This window comes from Candidatus Nitrososphaera sp. 86-2 (genome assembly GCF_056726185.1).
Genome location: NZ_JBWZON010000001.1, coordinates 713,408 through 731,724, shown reverse-complemented (window position 1 = coordinate 731,724; position 18,317 = coordinate 713,408). Strand labels below are relative to the sequence as shown.

The 18,317-nt window shown below is 51.4% G+C and carries 22 protein-coding genes; 9 read left to right on the top strand and 13 right to left on the bottom strand.

The window, feature by feature from the left end; all coding sequences use genetic code 11:
• The first annotated feature begins 234 nt into the window (after positions 1–234).
• Both ACYOR7_RS04400 and ACYOR7_RS04395 read left to right on the top strand, forming a co-directional pair.
• Positions 235–1,173 carry a hypothetical protein gene (locus ACYOR7_RS04400; protein ID WP_479913227.1) on the top strand — a complete coding sequence of 313 codons (939 nt, stop codon included), beginning with the start codon at positions 235–237 and terminating at the stop codon, positions 1,171–1,173.
• Positions 1,174–1,492: 319 nt separating this feature from the next.
• A complete protein-coding gene (locus ACYOR7_RS04395; protein WP_479913226.1) occupies positions 1,493–1,996 on the top strand; it encodes a hypothetical protein in 504 nt (167 codons plus the stop codon).
• Between the two features lie 1,480 nt (positions 1,997–3,476).
• Here ACYOR7_RS04395 and ACYOR7_RS04390 read toward each other — a convergent pair.
• The 4 genes from ACYOR7_RS04390 to ACYOR7_RS04375 form a co-directional block, all read right to left on the bottom strand.
• Complete coding sequence (locus ACYOR7_RS04390) at positions 3,477–4,433, bottom strand: SRPBCC family protein (protein WP_479913225.1); 957 nt, start codon at positions 4,431–4,433, stop codon at positions 3,477–3,479.
• Complete coding sequence (locus ACYOR7_RS04385; RefSeq protein WP_479913224.1) at positions 4,417–4,755, bottom strand: ArsR/SmtB family transcription factor; 339 nt, start codon at positions 4,753–4,755, stop codon at positions 4,417–4,419. Before ACYOR7_RS04385 ends, ACYOR7_RS04390 begins: the two co-directional genes overlap by 17 nt.
• A 92-nt stretch (positions 4,756–4,847) precedes the next feature.
• Entirely contained in the window at positions 4,848–5,699 is an 852-nt protein-coding gene (locus ACYOR7_RS04380; protein WP_479913223.1) for an ABC transporter permease, read from the bottom strand.
• A complete protein-coding gene (locus tag ACYOR7_RS04375; protein ID WP_479913222.1) occupies positions 5,671–6,669 on the bottom strand; it encodes an ATP-binding cassette domain-containing protein in 999 nt (332 codons plus the stop codon). Before ACYOR7_RS04375 ends, ACYOR7_RS04380 begins: the two co-directional genes overlap by 29 nt.
• 190 nt (positions 6,670–6,859) lie before the next feature.
• On the opposite strand from ACYOR7_RS04375, the gene ACYOR7_RS04370 reads away from it, so the two are divergent.
• On the top strand, positions 6,860–7,606 hold the full coding sequence (locus ACYOR7_RS04370) for an FkbM family methyltransferase (protein ID WP_479913221.1): 747 nt from the start codon (positions 6,860–6,862) through the stop codon (positions 7,604–7,606).
• A gap of 7 nt (positions 7,607–7,613) precedes the next feature.
• Here the strand turns inward: ACYOR7_RS04370 and ACYOR7_RS04365 are convergent, their stop codons facing one another.
• The 4 genes from ACYOR7_RS04365 to ACYOR7_RS04350 form a co-directional block, all read right to left on the bottom strand.
• Positions 7,614–8,387, bottom strand: coding sequence for an oxygen-binding di-iron domain-containing protein (locus tag ACYOR7_RS04365; RefSeq protein WP_479913220.1), 774 nt, complete (start codon positions 8,385–8,387; stop codon positions 7,614–7,616).
• A 101-nt stretch (positions 8,388–8,488) separates the two neighbouring features.
• Complete coding sequence (locus tag ACYOR7_RS04360; protein WP_479913219.1) at positions 8,489–9,166, bottom strand: Lrp/AsnC family transcriptional regulator; 678 nt, start codon at positions 9,164–9,166, stop codon at positions 8,489–8,491.
• A 46-nt stretch (positions 9,167–9,212) separates the two neighbouring features.
• The gene (locus ACYOR7_RS04355) at positions 9,213–9,401 is read right to left on the bottom strand and encodes a hypothetical protein (protein WP_479913218.1); all 189 of its coding nucleotides are present in this window, start codon (positions 9,399–9,401) and stop codon (positions 9,213–9,215) included.
• Between the two features lie 254 nt (positions 9,402–9,655).
• A complete protein-coding gene (locus tag ACYOR7_RS04350) occupies positions 9,656–9,931 on the bottom strand; it encodes a hypothetical protein (RefSeq protein WP_479913217.1) in 276 nt (91 codons plus the stop codon).
• Between the two features lie 211 nt (positions 9,932–10,142).
• Between ACYOR7_RS04350 and ACYOR7_RS04345 the strand changes: the two genes are divergently transcribed.
• Positions 10,143–10,667, top strand: coding sequence for a hypothetical protein (locus ACYOR7_RS04345; RefSeq protein WP_479913216.1), 525 nt, complete (start codon positions 10,143–10,145; stop codon positions 10,665–10,667).
• A 139-nt stretch (positions 10,668–10,806) separates the two neighbouring features.
• Here ACYOR7_RS04345 and ACYOR7_RS04340 read toward each other — a convergent pair whose 3' ends face one another.
• Positions 10,807–11,274 (bottom strand): hypothetical protein, encoded by a 468-nt coding sequence (locus tag ACYOR7_RS04340; RefSeq protein ID WP_479913215.1) that lies wholly within the window; start codon positions 11,272–11,274, stop codon positions 10,807–10,809.
• Between the two features lie 299 nt (positions 11,275–11,573).
• Positions 11,574–11,924, bottom strand: coding sequence for a hypothetical protein (locus ACYOR7_RS04335; protein ID WP_479913214.1), 351 nt, complete (start codon positions 11,922–11,924; stop codon positions 11,574–11,576).
• Between the two features lie 251 nt (positions 11,925–12,175).
• Here ACYOR7_RS04335 and ACYOR7_RS04330 point away from each other — a divergent pair, with 251 nt between their 5' ends.
• From ACYOR7_RS04330 to ACYOR7_RS04315, 4 genes are all read left to right on the top strand, one after another.
• A complete protein-coding gene (locus ACYOR7_RS04330; protein WP_479913213.1) occupies positions 12,176–12,568 on the top strand; it encodes a hypothetical protein in 393 nt (130 codons plus the stop codon).
• A 6-nt stretch (positions 12,569–12,574) separates the two neighbouring features.
• Positions 12,575–12,799: an alpha-amylase family protein gene (locus tag ACYOR7_RS04325; protein ID WP_294807840.1), complete on the top strand. Its 225-nt coding sequence runs from the start codon at positions 12,575–12,577 to the stop codon at positions 12,797–12,799.
• A gap of 97 nt (positions 12,800–12,896) precedes the next feature.
• On the top strand, positions 12,897–13,199 hold the full coding sequence (locus tag ACYOR7_RS04320) for a hypothetical protein (RefSeq protein WP_479913212.1): 303 nt from the start codon (positions 12,897–12,899) through the stop codon (positions 13,197–13,199).
• Positions 13,200–13,319: 120 nt separating this feature from the next.
• Positions 13,320–14,303 carry a hypothetical protein gene (locus ACYOR7_RS04315; RefSeq protein WP_479913211.1) on the top strand — a complete coding sequence of 328 codons (984 nt, stop codon included), beginning with the start codon at positions 13,320–13,322 and terminating at the stop codon, positions 14,301–14,303.
• A 53-nt stretch (positions 14,304–14,356) separates the two neighbouring features.
• Here ACYOR7_RS04315 and ACYOR7_RS04310 read toward each other — a convergent pair whose 3' ends face one another.
• The 3 genes from ACYOR7_RS04310 to ACYOR7_RS04300 all read right to left on the bottom strand — a co-directional run bounded on the left by ACYOR7_RS04310 (position 14,357) and on the right by ACYOR7_RS04300 (position 16,518).
• The gene (locus ACYOR7_RS04310) at positions 14,357–15,898 is read right to left on the bottom strand and encodes a hypothetical protein (RefSeq protein WP_479913210.1); all 1,542 of its coding nucleotides are present in this window, start codon (positions 15,896–15,898) and stop codon (positions 14,357–14,359) included.
• Positions 15,899–16,041: 143 nt separating this feature from the next.
• Positions 16,042–16,299, bottom strand: coding sequence for a hypothetical protein (locus ACYOR7_RS04305; RefSeq protein ID WP_479913209.1), 258 nt, complete (start codon positions 16,297–16,299; stop codon positions 16,042–16,044).
• Positions 16,300–16,377: 78 nt separating this feature from the next.
• Positions 16,378–16,518 (bottom strand): hypothetical protein, encoded by a 141-nt coding sequence (locus tag ACYOR7_RS04300; protein WP_479913208.1) that lies wholly within the window; start codon positions 16,516–16,518, stop codon positions 16,378–16,380.
• Between the two features lie 482 nt (positions 16,519–17,000).
• Here ACYOR7_RS04300 and ACYOR7_RS04295 point away from each other — a divergent pair, with 482 nt between their 5' ends.
• Entirely contained in the window at positions 17,001–18,272 is a 1,272-nt protein-coding gene (locus ACYOR7_RS04295; RefSeq protein WP_479913207.1) for a hypothetical protein, read from the top strand.
• The last annotated feature ends 45 nt before the right edge of the window (positions 18,273–18,317 follow it).

Genomic DNA, 18,317 nt, shown 5'->3' with positions numbered 1-18,317 from the left:
CATTTAGGCAGAAGGAATGAAGAGAAAGAAGTCAATATTTGATAGCGTATAGAGATGGCTTGTTGTTGTGTATGTGTGACACCACATTCTAAATGGAAAATTTTGTAGATGGTCTTAACTGAAGCTGATACAACTCTTATGCGGGGTTTGAAAATGTTGAGATTTCTGATACCGAGATGAGAAAATCTCGTACACAAAACAAAACAACCCAGTATATCAGATTTTTGACATTTCATGAGAACTAAAACAGAGACTTGTATCGAGCGGAAAATTTTAAACATCAGATGTGGCTATGATGTTAGAGGGAATGTTCAAGAAGATGGAATTGGACATTTGCAGGAACAAAGGCTCATGGTGGTTATAATCACGTCTGCTATCCTCTTTCTAGTAATCACACCCACAGTTATTGCACTTTTATTCTCGTTGTTTGTAGCATATTATGCTTTTATGAATGTAAACCAGCGACAGTTATCTTTTAGCGCAAACGGATACACCTCAACATACCTTCTCTATGCAGACGGACTTGATCGCACAAAGTCAGTTGGCCTTCTAATATATGCAGACGGATCAGGCGAGTATGGCCTAAAGCATCCTACAAGCTCATACTTATTGGGCGGTGATGGTGGGCTTATCAGCATAGCAAAGAGACACAATATGGTATTGCTCACACCCCTATCACCAAACAAGAGCTGTGCCGACGGAGATGGTTCTTGCTGGTATATGGGCGATCCACCTGGCTATGCAAGATGGGCCGAGAGTCTGGTAAGAAAGATCCAGTCAGAGTACCGGATTGATAAAAGTCGTGTTGCCTTCGGTGGATATTCATCTGGTGCACAGCTTGCTACCGAATGGTGGGTACCTTCGGGTGCTGCCCAGCGCACAATGACGTCTGGCGTAATCGTTGCGATATCGTATGGCGGTTCGCCAAAAATGCCAGAAGGGGCTTATACATCATCGTTTAAATCATCAGTGCACATGAACTGGAATGTTGGAAGCAAGGATCGTTCGTATACCGGAGACGGAAAATACAGTGTAAAAGCAGGATATGATCATTATACCGGCGCCGGATTCAAAACTTCACTTGACATAGTGCCTGGATTATCACATGATCGTGACGGCACGTTTGGCTCTGTAATGAATACTCAGATCACAAAACACGTTCCTCCGCAATAAACAGATTTGACCCAGTAGCTCCAATAGCAGTAAGCTGATAGCGAAATCTTTATTGAGCGCACTAAACCAATCGGGAAGCTTTATTTCTGCTTCACCTTTGTTATCTAATGCTACTACCCCATCATACCCATTCTTCATACCTGATGATTCTACAAACGAGTGGCACAAGTGTACCTATTTGCGGGGTCAGGCAGGTGATCTATTTTAAATGAGCCTCTGCCTTTTTGAGACAACCAGTTATTCTTACATCTCCGTCTAGGAGTGCAGCATATCCGTTAGTGCTAGTTGCATATATTCCACTATTGGTGACACTCTCGGCATGAATCCTACGTCATCATCACTCTTTGCGATGACACCTGCACCAGCGAGGCTTGAGCCAGATTGTATTCCTGCAGGTATGGAACTTTTTCCCGCTGCAAATGAAGATCAATTTGTATCATTACTTCCGTCATCTGTCATTAACCTCAGCATGGCGAGAATGCCGTCTTTTCCCGCCCAAAAAAGCAGCAGAAGCCCGAGCGTGAAAAGGGAAGATTCTATTTTTATTGCTTGTCGATATGCTCATTGGGAGCCGAACCCCAATTTTTTAATGATGCAGTCCCTTGGGCCCGCTCTTATTTGCATACTTTCATGCACGATCTCGTATACGTTCTTGCTCGATTTGTATACGGTCGGCCGCACTACCTGCAGTGCCTCGCCAAGTGCTTTTTTGGTTACGGATTCTCTGAAAAGATGTCATAACGTCATTCGGCAGGCTGAAACTGCCAGACAAATGACGCACATGCAACGTCAAAACGACAAAATCACATTTAAGAAAATTTAGGCCATTGTTGGATGGTTAAAGTGGTTTGATAATAAACCATAAACGTTATTTGTCGAATCACAAATTTACTACATGGCGGCATGTTTTTAGTAGCCACATGTAGCGAAGAACTAATCAGTTTGTACTTAGCTATGGTAAATTGTACGAGATATTTGCATAATGTGATGTAGAAAATAATAATTACTCAATTTCATTACTATAACTTCATCTGGCATGAAAGCAACCGTGCCTGAGCAAGTACCCCCAATAACAAATCCAGGTCGGTCACTGCCCGGCGTCTAATCTCGCAATGGGTAGTGACCGACCAAAATTTTGTCTTGGCTATTAATCGAAATTAATAACTGCGCGAGCCAGCAGTTGTCACACCCGAGCAAGCCTTGACACATACCCCCACTAGCCAATACCGACGATACGTTAGTGCCGACTCGCGCTAGAGTAAATCAGTGTCACAAGTATTAATGCCTACCTCATGATGATTCGTTGTGTATTGCCGTGTGAAGAACAGTTGATGCCTAGAATCATCGTTATTAGGTCTCTTCATTGCAAAGTGTCATGTTATTGTCAAAGAGTTATGCCATAAGCGCCAAAATGTCATACCCGACAAAAAGATTTTCGTAGAGCAACGGAGCTGAGGTGCAATTTTGGTCGTTGATTTTGAGCAGGTCAACTATGGCGGCTAAAAACCGATAATGCGCAATGAAATGCATTTAGTAACCGTGCGCGCTGCGAAAGATGCAGTTTGGCCATAGAAAATATGCGCAAAAGCCATTTCTATAACTCTGACATAGCATTACTGTCAGGTACACAATTGCGCCTTGCCTTCAGGCCTCGTTGTAGACACACCTGCGAGCGTCTAATCAAGCGCCCTGCCGTGACTTCCCCCACCACGGCAGAGCTGCTGCTACCAAGTCTCGCTCGTACCCAATACGAAGCTGTCATAGCGCCCTCGCCTGCCCTCATGTAGCGGTTGTGAAATGATCGCCCGGGCGAGGGCCATTTTCAATATATTACAAGCTCGCTTGTTTGCTCTTTGATAAACTCATTTCTACTATGCCAGTGTAGCTTATCTGTCAGGCTGCGCGTTTAGACCGGCGCACGCCTGACAAGCCAACCAAAACGCCGAAACTCTGCCCCTACCACATTGCGCACGCTTCAGGTAGGGGTTTTCGCTGACAAAAAGTCTCTTTGCGTTGTCAATTTTTGACCGGTTAATTGTTATGGCAAAAATCTGCATATTATTCAAGCGCGCGCCCTAACGCGCTTGAGCGTCGAATGTATTGTTCACCCTCGCCGGGTTGAGGTGCTTCTCGGCGAGGGTGCTTAATAATCTGGCAAATTTGGCTGTTTTGCCTGCTCATTTTCATAGTACACGCTCTTTGTTAGGCCTCTCAAAAAAAGCCATCAAGCGACACCATCGTCTGTAAAACTATTTTTCTCATGTCGGCCCTCCTTCTTCTGTCCTTTTGCCTGTGCCACTTTTCTAAAGCGTCGCCAAGTATTCGTCAAGCTGGTCAAATGTTCCAGTAAAGCCCTGTTGCATCCCTTTGAACTCTGCTTCAAAGGTCTTGCGTTGCGCTTCTGTCGCGTTGATTGGGTTCCCGCGCAGCGTGACCGTCGTCCTGCCGCCCTGCTCGGAAAACGTCAGTACATTCAAGATTTCCAGCGGCCAATCCAACTCAAACGGGGCTTGGACCGTACTGCCCTGCGGGTCAGAAAAGGAAAGGACAAAGACGAGCCGCTCAGGCGCAACAATATCGCGATAGACGAACTTGCCCCACATGTCCTTCCCATCAGGAGATTGCATACCGTAATGAAAGACGCCGCCTGGACGGAGGTCTAACTTGGCAAAGTGCATCTTGAAGCCTTTTGGCCCCCACCAGTGCATCAGGCGCTCAGACTCGACAAAAGCCTTCCATACAAGCTCGCGTGGCGCGTCAAAGACGCGTGTAAAGACGAACTCTTGCCCGACAAAAGTCGCCAGCTGTTCCCCGAGGCGGTCCAGTGTCTGGCCCAGCCCTTCGACTGCCCCGTACTCCTTTGCCACCCTGCTGCGTTCTGCGGCCGACTCGAAGAGCATCCGCATCGTGAGTTTGGTCTTGCCGCTGTTCTGCTCTTCAAAGTTCACAGTCACGTGGAATTGAGGGCCCGAAACATGTGAGTAGACCAGGCGTTCTGGTTCCGTCATCTCTTCATAGATTATCTTGTTCTGATAGTCTGTGCCGTCCGGGCCGTGCATGACAAAGCGCCAGACGCCCCCAGGTTTAAAGTTCATCTCGTGAGTAATGGTCGTAAAACCTCTTGGGCCCCACCACTGCGCAATGTGTTTCGGGTCAGTCCACATCTTGAACACGAGCTCGCGCGGCGCGTCAAAAATGCGCGTTGCGGCAATTTCGCGGTATGGAGCGCCTGTCGCGTCGTTGCTAGTCCTTTTGTTCATTTTTCTTCTCCTCCTCCTTTTGCAACCCTTCTAGGTAGTCGGCTAGGCGGTCAAAGCTCTCGTTCCAAAAGCGGCGGTACGGTTCCAACCAGATGTCTATTTCCTGGAGGGGTTGTGGCCGCAGCTTGTAAATCCGCTGCTGGGCGGCAGGATGCACCTCGACTAGCCCGGCGTTGCTGAGCACGCGCAAGTGCTTTGAGACCTGGGGCTGTCGAAGTTGGAGCTCATCAACAATTTCCCCCACTGGGCGGGGCCCATCGCGCAAGAGTTCAACGATATGCAGGCGGTTTGGTTCGGCCAGCGCAGTAAGCGTCGCTTTCATGATCTGAATATTCCTCAATAGGCATATTCCTGTATGGGAATATATGAATTTTGTGTCTATTCAGCAAGAAAGATTCGCAGGTATGTCAAAAGTTAACGCGAAGCTTTGCGCCGAAAGAGCCAGGCTGCTACCGGCGTGGCGACTACTATGATGCCGATGCACCAGGCAAACGCCAGCCAGCCTGAATCTCCGACGGGCGTGCCGAGAAGCCAGGCGCGCATTGCCCCAATGACATGTGTGAGCGGCTGGTTTTCGGCAAAAAACCGCAGGGCTCCCGGCATGGTATCAGTCGGCACGAACGCGCTGCTGACAAATGTCAATGGAAAGATGATGATAAAGCCCGTCCACTGCGCCGCCTCCATGCTCTTGACAAGGAGCCCCATGATGGCAGATAGCCATGAAAAAGCAAGCGAAAAGACGAGCACGAGGCCAAACACCAAGAGCCATTCTATCGGGCCAGCGGCCGGCTGAAAGCCGAGGATAAAGCTGACGCCAAGCACTATGAGGGCCGAGATCGTATTGCGCAACAGGTCTGCCCCGACGTGGCCGGCCAGAAGGGCAGAGCTTGCCATTGGAAGGGAGCGGAACCTATCGACGATGCCCCGCTGCAGGTCGATTGCCAGATTCAGGGTAGTATAGTTTGATCCAAAGGCCAGCATTTGCACCATGATGCCTGCCACAAGAAAGTTCACGTAGCTCATGCCGCCGGTGTCTATTGCGCCTCCAAAGACAAAACTGAACAGTAGGAAGAACATGATTGGAAAGAGCGCGACCGACAAGAGCTGGTCGAGGTTTCGGGTGATATGCTTGACGCTGCGCTTGGCCATCACCCACGAGTCGCTGAGAGTCCAAAAGATCTTGGAGCGCTTCTCCGGCCGGATGTCAGTGGTGAAAGGTTTGGTCATTTCCTGACTACTACCTCTCCTTGCTTTCCGCCTCTCCATTATCTGGCTGCTGCCCAGTAGTGTGCCCGGTGAGCGTTAGAAAGACATCATCAAGCGTCGGTCGGTGGAACGACACGTTTTCGACGTCGACGCCTGCTTCGTCCAGGCGGCTGAGGACCTGCTTCAGATGGTGCACTCCGCCCTTGGTTGCCAGACGGAGGGTCCGTCTTTTGCTGTCCACGTGAAGGCCGTCGCCACCGTCGCCGTCATCATCAAAAACCTTTGTGGCAGCGTCAAAGCTGCTCGTCCCGGCGATCGTTATTTCCAGCTGCTCCGAGCCAACGCGCTGCTTCAGCTCGTCAGAGGTGCCCTCCGCGATTATCTTGCCCCCATCGATGACTATAATCCTGTCGGCCAGCCGGTCGGCCTCGTCCATGTCCTGTGTGGTGAGGAGTATTGTCGTGCCGGAGGCTACCAGCTGCTCGATAATGTCCCACATTATCAGTCTGCTCCTTGGATCAAGGCCTGTGGTCGGCTCGTCGAGAAAGATGACCGGCGGAGACGCTATGAGGCTGACTGCGAGGTCCAGTCGGCGGCGCATGCCGCCAGAATAGGTCTTGACCGCGCGGTCGGAAGCGTCTACCAAGTCGAACAGCTCTAGCAACTCCTGCGAGCGCTGCTTGATGTCTTGGTGGCTGAGTCGGTAGAGCCGGCCCATCATGTGCAGGTTTTCCTTGCCTGTCAGATACTCGTCTACGGCCGCGTACTGACCCGTCAGGCCGATGAGGCTGTGTACCTTGTCTGCATCCTTTACCACGTCAAAGCCGTTGATAAGCGCCTGGCCGCCGTCGGGCAAGAGCAATGTACTGAGTATCCTGACGGTAGTGGTTTTTCCGGCGCCGTTTGGCCCAAGCAGCGCCAGGACGGTGCCCCGCTTGACGCAGAGGTCAATGCCGTCAAGCACCGTGAGCTTTTTGAAGGACTTTTTCAGCCCCTTTACGAGAATAGCGTTATTATTATCTGCCGACATATGCCCACCTCCTAGTTGCTTTTCTGCAATATATCCTCGCGTAGGAGGTTTCTCAGGCGGTACGGCCAATGGCCCTGTCATGTACCGGTTAAAGCAGGACAAAGCTACTAGAACGAGACAGAGCGGTCCTTAAATAACATCCAGCCGAGAAAGGGGCATTGTAAAATTTAGGCCGCTGGCAGGAAGGGTGTTGAGGTCGATAAAGGGACCTAAATTCAAGCCCCCGGCTAGAGACGGCGACAAGTACGACATCCAAGGAAGCTGGATGTACGTTGACGACAGGGATTCTATGCAGCTGACGCAACGCGGCATCTACGAGCCAGAACAAACTCGCCTCATCAAAAGGCTCGTAAAGCGCGGCCAAACATGCTTGGATATTGGGGCAAACATCGGCTATTTCACCCTCATAATGGCCAAGCAGGCAGGTCAGGTGCACGCGTTTGAGCCAGAGCCCAGAAACTTTGACATCCTGCAAAAGAACATGGCGCTGAATAACATACAAAACGTCATGCTCTACAACTCGGCGGTGGCGGAGGCAAGTGACAAGGCGACTCTGCACCTGTGCGGCATGAACAGGGGGATGCACAGGCTTTACCAGTCGCACTGGTGCAACGAAGGCACGGTCGAAGTCCAAACGGTCAGAATCGACGACCTCGTCCAGCAGGCAGACTTTGTCAAGATGGACATAGAAGGCGCCGAGCTGGGCGCATTGAAGGGCATGGAGAAACTGCTGGAAAGAGGCACTACCGTCCTGATGGAGTTCCACCCGCCAAGCATAATCGAGTACGGAGCCGCGCCCCGCGACGTCTACGACTTTATGCAGTCGCTTGGCTATTCGGTAGAGATACCACCAATGCGGAGGCAGGTGTCGTTTTCCGAACTGGAGAGAATAGCAACCGAAAGAGCAGGCACGAACATCCTGTGCAGGCGCGGATAGCGCTATATCAGCCGATTTGCAGCTTTTGCCCCAGCAGCGTGCCAGAATACGCAAATTCATTTTGCATCAGCGCGTCTGCGTACCGCGTAAACAAACCGCGGTCGATGCAAGAGCCGTGCATCGGAAAAGTCATCCGAGGTTCCATCTTTAACAGACGCTTGACAGTATTTCGGACGGGAGCCTCGCTTGCAAAGATGCCCGTTCCCCTGTATAGCGCTATCATCCCCTCCGAGAGATCGTCAGATATGATGGGTTTGTTGTCGCCCGGCTGGATAAAGAGGTCGGAGGGAAAGAGCGACTTGGTAGTGTCTTCAAAAATCATCATGCTGTCCCAGTGGTGGACATGCGGCGTCATGATGAACCGCAGGCTCCTTCTCCCCGTCTTCAGGACATCGTTGTCCCAGAACGCGATGTGATGTATTGGCACTCCATCCCAGCCGGTAAGGTTCAATTTCGAGCTCAAGTCGCTGCACAACAATTTCACGTCAGGTGATTTCAGAAATTCCATCCCGCCCCATTCGTCGCTTTCAAAATGCAGAAACGCGACGTGCGCCAGCTTTTCAAGCGGGACGACCTCCTTCACCCTCTCTGCAACCGCTTCATACATGCCGACGGGGCCCGTGTGTATCAGGGTGGGCCTCTCGTCGTCTATCAGGAACTGGTTGAACGTGATTCCATAATCTTCTACAAACCCGGATATCCTGTAGATGCCGTCTGTTATTTCAGAGACGCTTGTCTTGGTGCCTTTGGGAAAGCGGAACGTCTTGTCTACCTCACGCATGTAAAAAGTAAATGTACGGATGACTATTAATCTTGATCTAAAAAAATACTTTTTGTACAAAAGGAACGCATAGGGTGGACTTACTTTAACGTTTTTGTCTGCTATAGCCGTTCGATGACGAATTCAAAGTACCGGCTGTTCTTGCCGAGTGCGGAGACCAGCTCTATCCAGAACAGCCTCCTGACGCCTTTCGTTGCCCTGACGCGCCCGATTATATCCAAAAGATCCTCATTTCCATGAAAGACTACTTGTGCCACGATGTCTGTTGCTTCTTCTCCCGCGGCCCTGCTGACGCAAATGACGGATTTCTTCCAGGACAAGAGCTCTTGTCCGACCTTGTTTGAGGTCCCGCCTTGCGTGCTGATAAAGACCATCGCGGCGTGCCATCCAAGCGTTTCCATCTTGAGAAGGTAGGACACTTTGATCAAGTCGGTTTCAAGTCTTTTGCGCCTCCTCTGCACCGTGCTAAGGGGCGCGCCGGTCTCTTTCGACAGCGCGATGGAGGAGATCCTGCCCTCGCAAGACAGCAGTGCAAGCAGGATCTTTTTGTCCAGAGAGGAAATGACTGAGTTTTTACCGCTATGGCCGCCGGCGCTTTGCCTCTTTTTGCAAGATACGTTGGAGGAGAGGCGCTCGACGGCCTTTAGCAGCTCTTCTAGCTGATCCAGAGACAGTTCACAAAGTGAGGATGTGTCGATGCCCTGCCTTTCAAGTTCCAAGATTATCTCCTGCCGAGATATTGAACTGTCTTCCAGCTTGTCTGCGAGATCGCCTGTCATGTTTGTTGGGCTTGTGTCATGATGTATAGCAGCCGCGCGCGCTTTGCTAGCACTGCATCGCGCTGTCGATATGCGAAACCAGCCTGAACCGGGGCGTGGCGATAATCTTGATGAAATTCTCGGTGCTTCCGCGCCATTTTTCATATTGCAAGCCATGCATTTCGCAGAGGATGACTTCTTGCGCTCTTTCATTCCAAGTCAGCACGCAGCCGCACGGCACCACCAGCCTTTTCAAGCTGTGGCACTCCTCTGGCGGGTTGAAAAATAAAGCTCCAAGCCCTGCGCCTCTGACAGGGCATACCGGTACGATTCGTCGCAGCAGAGCGGGATTAATGCCACATTGTCTTTGCAGCATAAAGGGCAAGCATTGAGGCATGGTTTTGACATTCCAAGCACGGAAGCGGTCCAGTAGCAGGATTCGCGGAGGGCAAAAAAGAGATCCCTTTCTTTTTCTTTATTCTTTTGCGAGGCTATTTTTTGCATATATAACTAACCCACCTTCGCTGCTGCCTGAACTAGTAGCAGAAGAAGAGCGTCTTTCAGATAGATTAAACCTGTTATTCTTCTGCCCCAGCATTCTCTGTAAAAGTCCTTGTCGTTGATGAGGCGCGGTTCAAAGCTCAAGGATCTCCGGCTGATGGCGTTGCGGCATACCACGCAGATCCTGTACCTTTCTTTCCCCTTTTTGCCGTTACAATCGTACGTATCATGGCCTTTTTCCTTTACAGGGGCGAATTCTGAGTCTTGTTGAGAATCAGACAGCATCGAGAGTAAATGGGATTTTCAGTCAGCTATAAGCGCTGTGTGTACATTGCACCCAAACATGTACTAACAAGATGCTAGTAGCCTACAACCGTCACATCTTCTAGGTTTCAGGACCCGCAAGGCCTCGGCGTCGCCAAATCCGGATAAAACAACCTTTCAAATCTTGCGCCGCGCTCCAAGTCTTTAAGTCAATCCTCCACGGTTAGTACTTATGGCGGACTCTGGTAGCGCGAGCATCACTTTCAGGTTCCCAAAGGCGATACTGGAGGAGCTAAAGGAAGAAGCCGACCACAAGAATATAACCATCAACGCCTTGGCAAACCAGATAGTGGCTTCGCATGTCGAATGGCACGCGCACGCAAGCAAGGCAGGATTCATAACCGTCCGCCGTGTCCTAGTGAAAAGGATATTTGACAACCTGACAGAGAAAGAGATAGACGAGCTGGCCAAGATCTCTGCAGAAGAAATGAAGGACGTGTTCTTGCTGATGGTGAGAAACCATACGCAAAGATCGGTCTTGGAGCTCATGGAAAGATGGGTCAGGACGTCGGATTTTGGCTATCGCCACTTGGTAGAAGACAGCTTTCACATCTACATAATCCAGCACAGCATGGGATACAAGTGGTCGTACTACCTGAGCAGCCTGTTCAGCCGTGTGGCCGAGGAAGTTGCACTGATAAAACCTGAAATCAACATCGGCAATGACATGGTCGTTCTGAAAATTAAAAGAAAATGAACGGAAATAGAGGCGCGGCCTGTATTATAGAGACTGGGATTGTCTGAAATACCAAAAAAGATAGAAAAAGGTGTGCGCTGTCGCATATCCTTTGCCGTACTCTGCTGTTGTTGTCTGAATGGGTATCTCTTTTGCATTGTCAGTTCAAGGCAAGTCGAACTACTGGGAGGCTAAGAGAAATCGTCAGGTTGTTGTTTTCGTCGCCGTTGCTGTTGTCGTCATCACCATTGTCGCCGGCGTAGTACTTGTAGTCCGAATCTTCGTGGTACTTTTTGTCGTCGTCGCCATAGTACTTGTAGTCGTGGCCATCATCGCCGGAACAGTCCACGTGATCCACCACCCATTGGAAATGCTCGACTATCCAGTCACCCTTCTCGGTGTCTTCCCACTTGTAATAGTGCTTGGCTATCCAGTGGTAGATGTGGTTGTCCGAACATTCGTCTTTGTGATCTTCGAGCCACTGGCGCACGTCCCCGTCAGTGTATTCGTGGTGTTTGTCGGAATCTTTTTCATGGGAGTCGTCATCATCATCGTAGCTAGAGCTCGCAGATGCAGCCGGCAGTGCTATTGCCGACGATGCTATGCAAACCTCAAGCCAACAGGCCAAAGATGAACGCCTTCTTACTGTTTCCTGTTGCATTTGACATTAAACCAGTCGCACCCACACGATTTTAAAGGCTTGAGCAAAATCTGTTCATAACAATATCATCTTGGCAGGTTAAGGTATTAACCTACGCATTCCTTGACAATTCTATAGCGGGGCAATCTATGAAATTTCATGCCCGTGTCTGCAGCAGCTTCTCCTCAAGACGGAAACCAAACGCAGGAGAAAAAAAGGAGAAAGAGGCCGTCATGGCCATGCTTTCTCATATTGTTGTATGACTATCTGCGATAGTTGCGGTTGTTTTAGTAGTCCTTGCTCCAGTAGTAGTCGTCGTGGCCGTTGTCGTCGTCATCGCTGTCGTCATCGCAGTCGTCATCTTCATCATCGTCGTCGTTGTAGGATGTGTTCTTGTAGTCTGACCAGTTGCTGTCATAGCTGCTTGACCAGTAGTGGTCACCGTTGTCGTCGTCATCGCTGTCGTCTTCATCGTCGCAGCTGTTGTCGTCGTGGTCGTACTTGTAGTATTTGTGGTCGTCATCGTCGTCGTAGCCGGACGCAAATGCAGCAGGCAATGCTATTGCCGATGATGCAACTGCGAATCCTACAGCCAGCAGACCAAGAAGGAATGCGGTTTTGTTTGTTAGACTTGACATCAGTAGTGTCTCGGGGCCGGGGTTTTAAAGTCTTGAGCAAAAATAATAGAGAACGAGTTTATCTTGAAAATTCAAGCTAGAGTACAGATGTTATTTGACAATTCTATATCGTCAGGATATATAATTTCTGTACCTGCGCCAGATGTCGGTTGCTGTCTCATTTTTGGCAAGGACTATTTTTACATAACATGACCGTCAGAATTGCAACTTTTAGGGATAATCTTATCAACAAGTGCAAATACCTTCTGCCATTGGCAGAAGCAAAGCAATTTTGTGCAGATGTGCTTTCCCTCGATGATTCCATAAGGTTTGCAGGAGTGGCCGACTCTACGGGCGCGTCCATGCATTTTGTGTACAGGAAAGGTCTTGTGCCGCTGCTTTCCCCGGAAGAAACTGCCAAGTCCATGCTCCAAGCCGTTCTCAGAAACGGCACGCGCACCACGCTTGAGGACAAGCTTGGCGAGTGCGCCTATAACCTGTCCCTGTACAAGAAGGTAAAGCGGATAACCGTCCCTCTCCGGCCGCCGACCGTGGGCAGACCAAACGCGATTCTAATGATTTCGCTTGACGCAAAAGCGGACCACGACGCGGTGATTGATGACAAAATCTTGCCCTTTCTGCAGAAGGCAAGGCTAGAGCTTTGATAGCGTATGACGACCCCAGACCCCGAAGCAATGACAGCCATCCTGAAGGAGTCCATGAGCATACTTGGCGAAAACACATACGATGCGCTCAGGTTCCATATGAAGGAGAGGTACGGAATCGATCTTGAACACAATCCGCGGCTTGAGGATTTAGAATCTGCGCTTTTTGACCTGTTTGGCCCAAGCGCCGAGATAATCATGAGCCAGATAAGGCGGCGCCTCGACGGCTGAAATCGACGCTTGTTATCAATTTTGACAAACTTCAATGACATTGCCTAATATGGATGCAAGACGCCCGGTACGCCGCATGGTTTTGAACGATTATTTGTTGCCGACTGAAAACGTCCGGCTCGCCAGCGATGACGAGGTAGAGTACGGCGAGAAGAAATACCGGATAATCATCACCGACAAGAGGTTCATACTCTATGCGAGAAGGGGTGCCGTTTTCAAGTCCGACGACGTGGTAAGCGAAAGGCTGCAAGCCATACACGGGTTCAAGTACAGCGAAAAGGGCACGGTCTTTCGCAAGGCGACCATCTCCATAATAACAAACTCCAAGATGGAGATACGCGGATCCCCGGAACGCATGAAGCCGCTTTTCCACACTCTCCAGTCGACAATCGGCTCGTGACGGCGATTTCCTCTGCGAAACACGGTATCCAGTCCGGATACCGTGCGCCAGAGGTGCTGGAAACATCTATCCGCAGAGTCCCTTAACTTGACTGCGTGCGTAAAATCTGCTTGAACATACATGTTCGGCGAAAAAAAATACGCAGCACTGGCCACCATAGTCGGCCTCGCAATTTTAAGCGCGGTCGCGGTGCCAGCATTGATAGCAAGCAGTGCAGCAGCGCAGATCACCCCGCCAGAGCAGGGTGCAGCAGGAAACCAGACATCAACACCATCAACAATGGGCGGAAGCAGCAGTTTTTCATCGTCCGTGAACATATCACCGACGGCAGACTCTAACGCCAAAGTTACCATCGAAGGCAACGGGCTGACCGCCAAACAGATGAACGTCAACCAAGAAAGGCAGGCAGACGGCACTGTCAAGATAACTGTAGAAGGAGTGTTTGCAGTCGGGAGCGAAGCCACGCCGGCAGCGCCCTCGGGAGGAGTAGGAATGCAGGGACAGTTAGGCAATAACGAAACAATAACAACATCGCCGGCCCCATCAAGCAACGAGACGTCGACTATAATCCCGCCGGCAAACGAGACATCATTGCCGCCCAAACTAGCACCCTTGGCAGGAGTGTTTCCAAGCAGTGGCGCCGCAGGCAGTCAGGTCAACATCAGTGGAAGTGGCTTTACGCCAAACCAAGCGCTGACTTTTAGCTTTGACAGCTCCAGCCTTGACGCAGGCAGTGCGACTACAGACAGCATAGGCACGTTCTCTGCAACAGCAACGATACCAGCTGATGCGGCAAGCGGCGACCACCAAGTGAAGGTAACTGATGGCACAGGCGCAAGCACGACGGCAACGTTCACTGTAGCAGAGTCTGCATCATCCACCGGACAGACAGGAAACCAGACGGGAAACGAAACATCCATGACTCAGAGTAACGCGACAGCGACAGTTCCTCCTGAAAATGAAACAGCAACATCGTCTACTCCATTGCCTCCGGGCAACGAGACATCAGGTGTCCTTTCAGGAAATGAAACATCGACGACTCCGGTGCCCCCAGGCAACGAGACAACATCATCCGGCAACGAGACTGCGCCAACAATTCCATAAGGAGCAGCAGCCCCGCCCCTAGCGGGGCGGCGGTGTTTTCTTTTTTTCCAAAGTTACCTGCTTAACCGGCATCGGATAAGATTCTGGTTGCCGAACTTTATTATTTCCACCAGCTCTTCCCGCTCCAGCCGCTTGACAAGTCGCCACGCGGTGCTCTTTGGAAGCAAGAACCTGTTCCGTATGTCGGCAAGGAGCGCCTCGCCGTTCTGCTGCGCCACCACGTACCGCAGCACGTCTCTGTCTCCGCTACGGATGTGTGGCCTTTCTGCAAACACGACATCAAGGTCCACAGAAGCGAGCTCTTGCATCATCGCGGCGGATGCAGAGCCATCCTTTACCACTCCGATGGCAGGCGGGATCTTGACTTGTACTCCTGCAATGCCCTTGCGCCGCAGGCGCATGTACGCGACTGCCCATCCGACAGAAACGACAGCGATTCCGGCTGCAGTGTAGAACGGGCTGGTCGAGTCGGTGGCCGCCATCTTTGCCTGTACGGCCATTGAAAGAGCGTCGTCATAGCCGCCGTAGGCGTACATTTCTTTTGTGCGCTGTAACATCTCTTCTGCCTCGGGGACGGGGATGCCCAAGGTCTTTGTCGCGTTTATCGACGCCCCTGCACCCTTTATTGCCTGGACGGCGGCCTGCGCCGTCCTGTTTGCGCTTGAGGCTAGGTCTGTAGCCTTGTCTGCAAGCGATTCGGCAAACCGGTACTTGCCGGCAGAAAAGGCGTCGTGCGCGCTCAGGAGCAGCCCCTCCGCGTCTTTCACCACTATCCCGTTGTCCCGGAATCCCGCGATGGCCTTTTCGGTGCGGTCAAGTGCGGCCTGGGCCTCCCCGTAGCCAAGCATGTCCACAGACATCTGCCGGCCCACGACGGTCACGGTTTTTGCCCCTTCTGCGACAGGCATGACAAGCGTCCTTTGTTCAGGCGCCGCGGGCATCTCCCGATAGGCTGCGGCCTTGCCGTCCACGAGAACTTTGAATGGCGCGTCCTTGTCCGCGGCCTGCGAGTCTATGAGCCGCCTGTCAAGGGTCATCTTTAACACGCCGGGAGCAGGCACGTCCATCCAGACAGTCATCTTGTAAAACTGTGGTATGGCAGCGGCGGCAGTCGCCTCGCCTTGCGTCAGCGCGACCTTTATCCCGGAACTCTGGTCGGCAAGGTCAATGTTGACCTGCTTCACGGGACTTTCCGAGACGCGTGGCGCGACTATTATCTTGCCTGAAGCATTGTTTCTGCCCTGGTCAACGTACGTAAACTCCCCGGTCTTACCTGCGTCAAACGCAAACGCATAATCTTTTCCGCTAGAAAGGAGTGAGGAATTAAAGAGCGCGGGGTTTTTGGTAGAGCCCCCGGCTATCATGTGCGCGTCGCTATCGACGTTTTTCCATACAACGGTGCTCCCGTCGCGGACTAGAAGTTTTTCCGGCGAAAACCCGCCGGGAGAAACCTTGATGTAGCAAATAGCGGCATTGCACGTTTCCGCCCGCAAAGTCTCTTGGGCAAACGCCAAAGAACTGCCGGCAGCTGAAAAGAACAAGAGCACGGCAAGCGGCGGCAGCCAATATTCCCGTCGCAGGAATTTTGTCTGCATGGTTACAGAGGTCTGATGATGATATATATCTTGGATGAAAAATGATTCTGTAAAGTTTGTAGGCGTGACGATGCAAGTGTCATTCGCATATGCGACTTGTCAGTAACTTTCTGCCGCCGCGCCTATGGTCGGAAAAGGCCGACTCACTCTGTGAACGCGACGCTTCTCTCGCTGAGGAACCGAAGCCAGCCGCTCATGGTGAGCCCGTCAAACACATCGAGGTAGCGCTCGTCCTGTATGTTTTCTTGAAGGTCAAAGTCAAAGCCGCCGTTCTTTTTGTGCTTTACATAGTTAAAGCGGGCGTCAAGGCCTCTGCTCTGCAGGCTCGCGTTGAGGTAGTCGCGAAAAGCCGATTCGTCAGACGTCATGCCACTTGGCATGTGTTCCAGTGTTGCGGTCATGGCAACTTGCGCCAGAGTTGTCATTTAGCAAGGCGTGTCAAGAAATCTTTACAGCCGGCAAAGCATTGCTTGTCGGTGCTAGCGTGCCACGGTTATTGCGCCCTTTTTCATCTCGGTGGCCTTGCCTGTCGGGGCAAAGAGGTCCAACTCCTGCAGGAGGCTGTACGCGTCCACACATTCGTCGCACTTGCATCGGCGGGGCGACTGGTTCGCTCTCATGTATCAGGCATGGAGTGCTTGCGATAAAAGATAGCTCGACATAGATCTGCGTCGGAAGCTAGCTGAGTATGAGATAAATGATTCAGGGCTCATCTACATAGATCGCTTTTGCCTGTCGGCTGCAAGTACATGACCTTCATCTCCTGAGCATAAATGCACGAGCCTGCTCCTCTTCTATTTCATCATTATCGGGCAGTTGCACGACCGGTTACACGTCGCATAGTCTGCCACACAGAAAAATTCGCGCTGGCAGCATTTGCGTTTTGTGGCATATATGTGAGAAGAACCAGGCCCTACTCATCCATCGACTTTCGGGCCCGAATGCACGTGACGTACAGTAGGGGTTGGCTGTGGCTTATATCCACAGCACTTATTATAAAAAGTTTCGTGATATGGAAATTCAACATATATTTCTCCATTAATCGTTATAGTAGAAATGTCTGCAAGCAACATATACCCCTCTCGCTGACTTTTTCTGCGCCTTGGCCGGCCTTGAACTTGGGGCGAACAACAATAATAACAACAACAGCACGGTCAGCAGACCGTTCATAGTCTCGGCTCTGGGGCTTGCTCTTGCCGGCTCGCTGGTAGGCTCTGTCTGGATGATGTCGCTTTTTGGGATGCAGGCGCAAGGCGCGTACAGGGCGTTTCCGCTTCACAGGGTACTGCAGATAGACGGCTTTCTTACAGTTCTCATCATGGGCATAGGCTACATGATAGTTCCTCGCTTTAGAAACTCTACCCTGCCTTCCACAAAGCTTGCGTACGTTTCGCTTGCCCTCGCGCTTGCGTCGATCTTTATGTCGGTTGCATCCATGGCGTGGGGAATCGACATGCAAAGGCTTTCGAGCGCGACGAGGCTTGCAGGAATTGCAGTCTTTGCCGGCATGGTATTCTGGATGTTGCGCATCCGGCCCAGGCTGCTTGGCCTTGCAGACTATTTCATCGGCCTTTCGGTAGCGACGCTCTTTGTACTTGGCGCGGTGAGGCTGTCAGGGGTCGAGCCGGCAGGTACGCTATCGGAAGTCCAAGTGCTTTTGCTCTTTCCACTCTTGATGATCTTTGGAGTCGAGTACAAGACTTTGCCTTCTTTTCTCGGTTTTATCAGGCCCCGGAAAAAGACAGCGAGGCTGTCGTTTGTGCTTGCTGTGGCAGCTGTGGCGCTTGGCATTTCTTCCGCGCTTTATGATTCAGCCCCGCTGTCCATGGCTTTTAACGCGGCACTGCTCGCCTGCTCGGCGGCTTTGGCCCACTCGCTTTACGTCTTTGGCGGGTTTGACAACAGCGAGATCCTGCGGCTGATAGCTGGTGAGAAAAAGGCGCGCTACCTCTACACCATGGTATACTCCAAGTTATCGTTTCTGTTCCTGTATGCAGGAATCGTGTTTGCGGCGTTTTTCAGCGCGCAGCCAAGCCTTTCATATCTTGCGTACGACCTTGCGGTCCACCTCACTGCAATAGGCTTTATCGGTACTACCATTGCGCTCTACCTGCCGCTGATGCTGCCGGCTATAACAGGCAGGCAGGTACACTTTGTACGTTTCAGTCACGCGCCACTGCTCCTGCTCGTTGCGGCCCTTGCGGTGCGGGCGGCGGGCGACGCCGCACTCACGTACGGCCTGCACCTGCAGCAGCCGCTTTCGTACCTGCTGATGGCTTCTGGATGGATGGTGGTGTCCGCGCTGGCCGCGTTTATCGTCATGGTGCGCAGGTCGATGAAGGGTGTAGCTCCCAACGCAGGCGCAATTATGTGAGAGATAGAAGGATTTTCTGTACGATGCCACCGTCCTAGTTTTTAT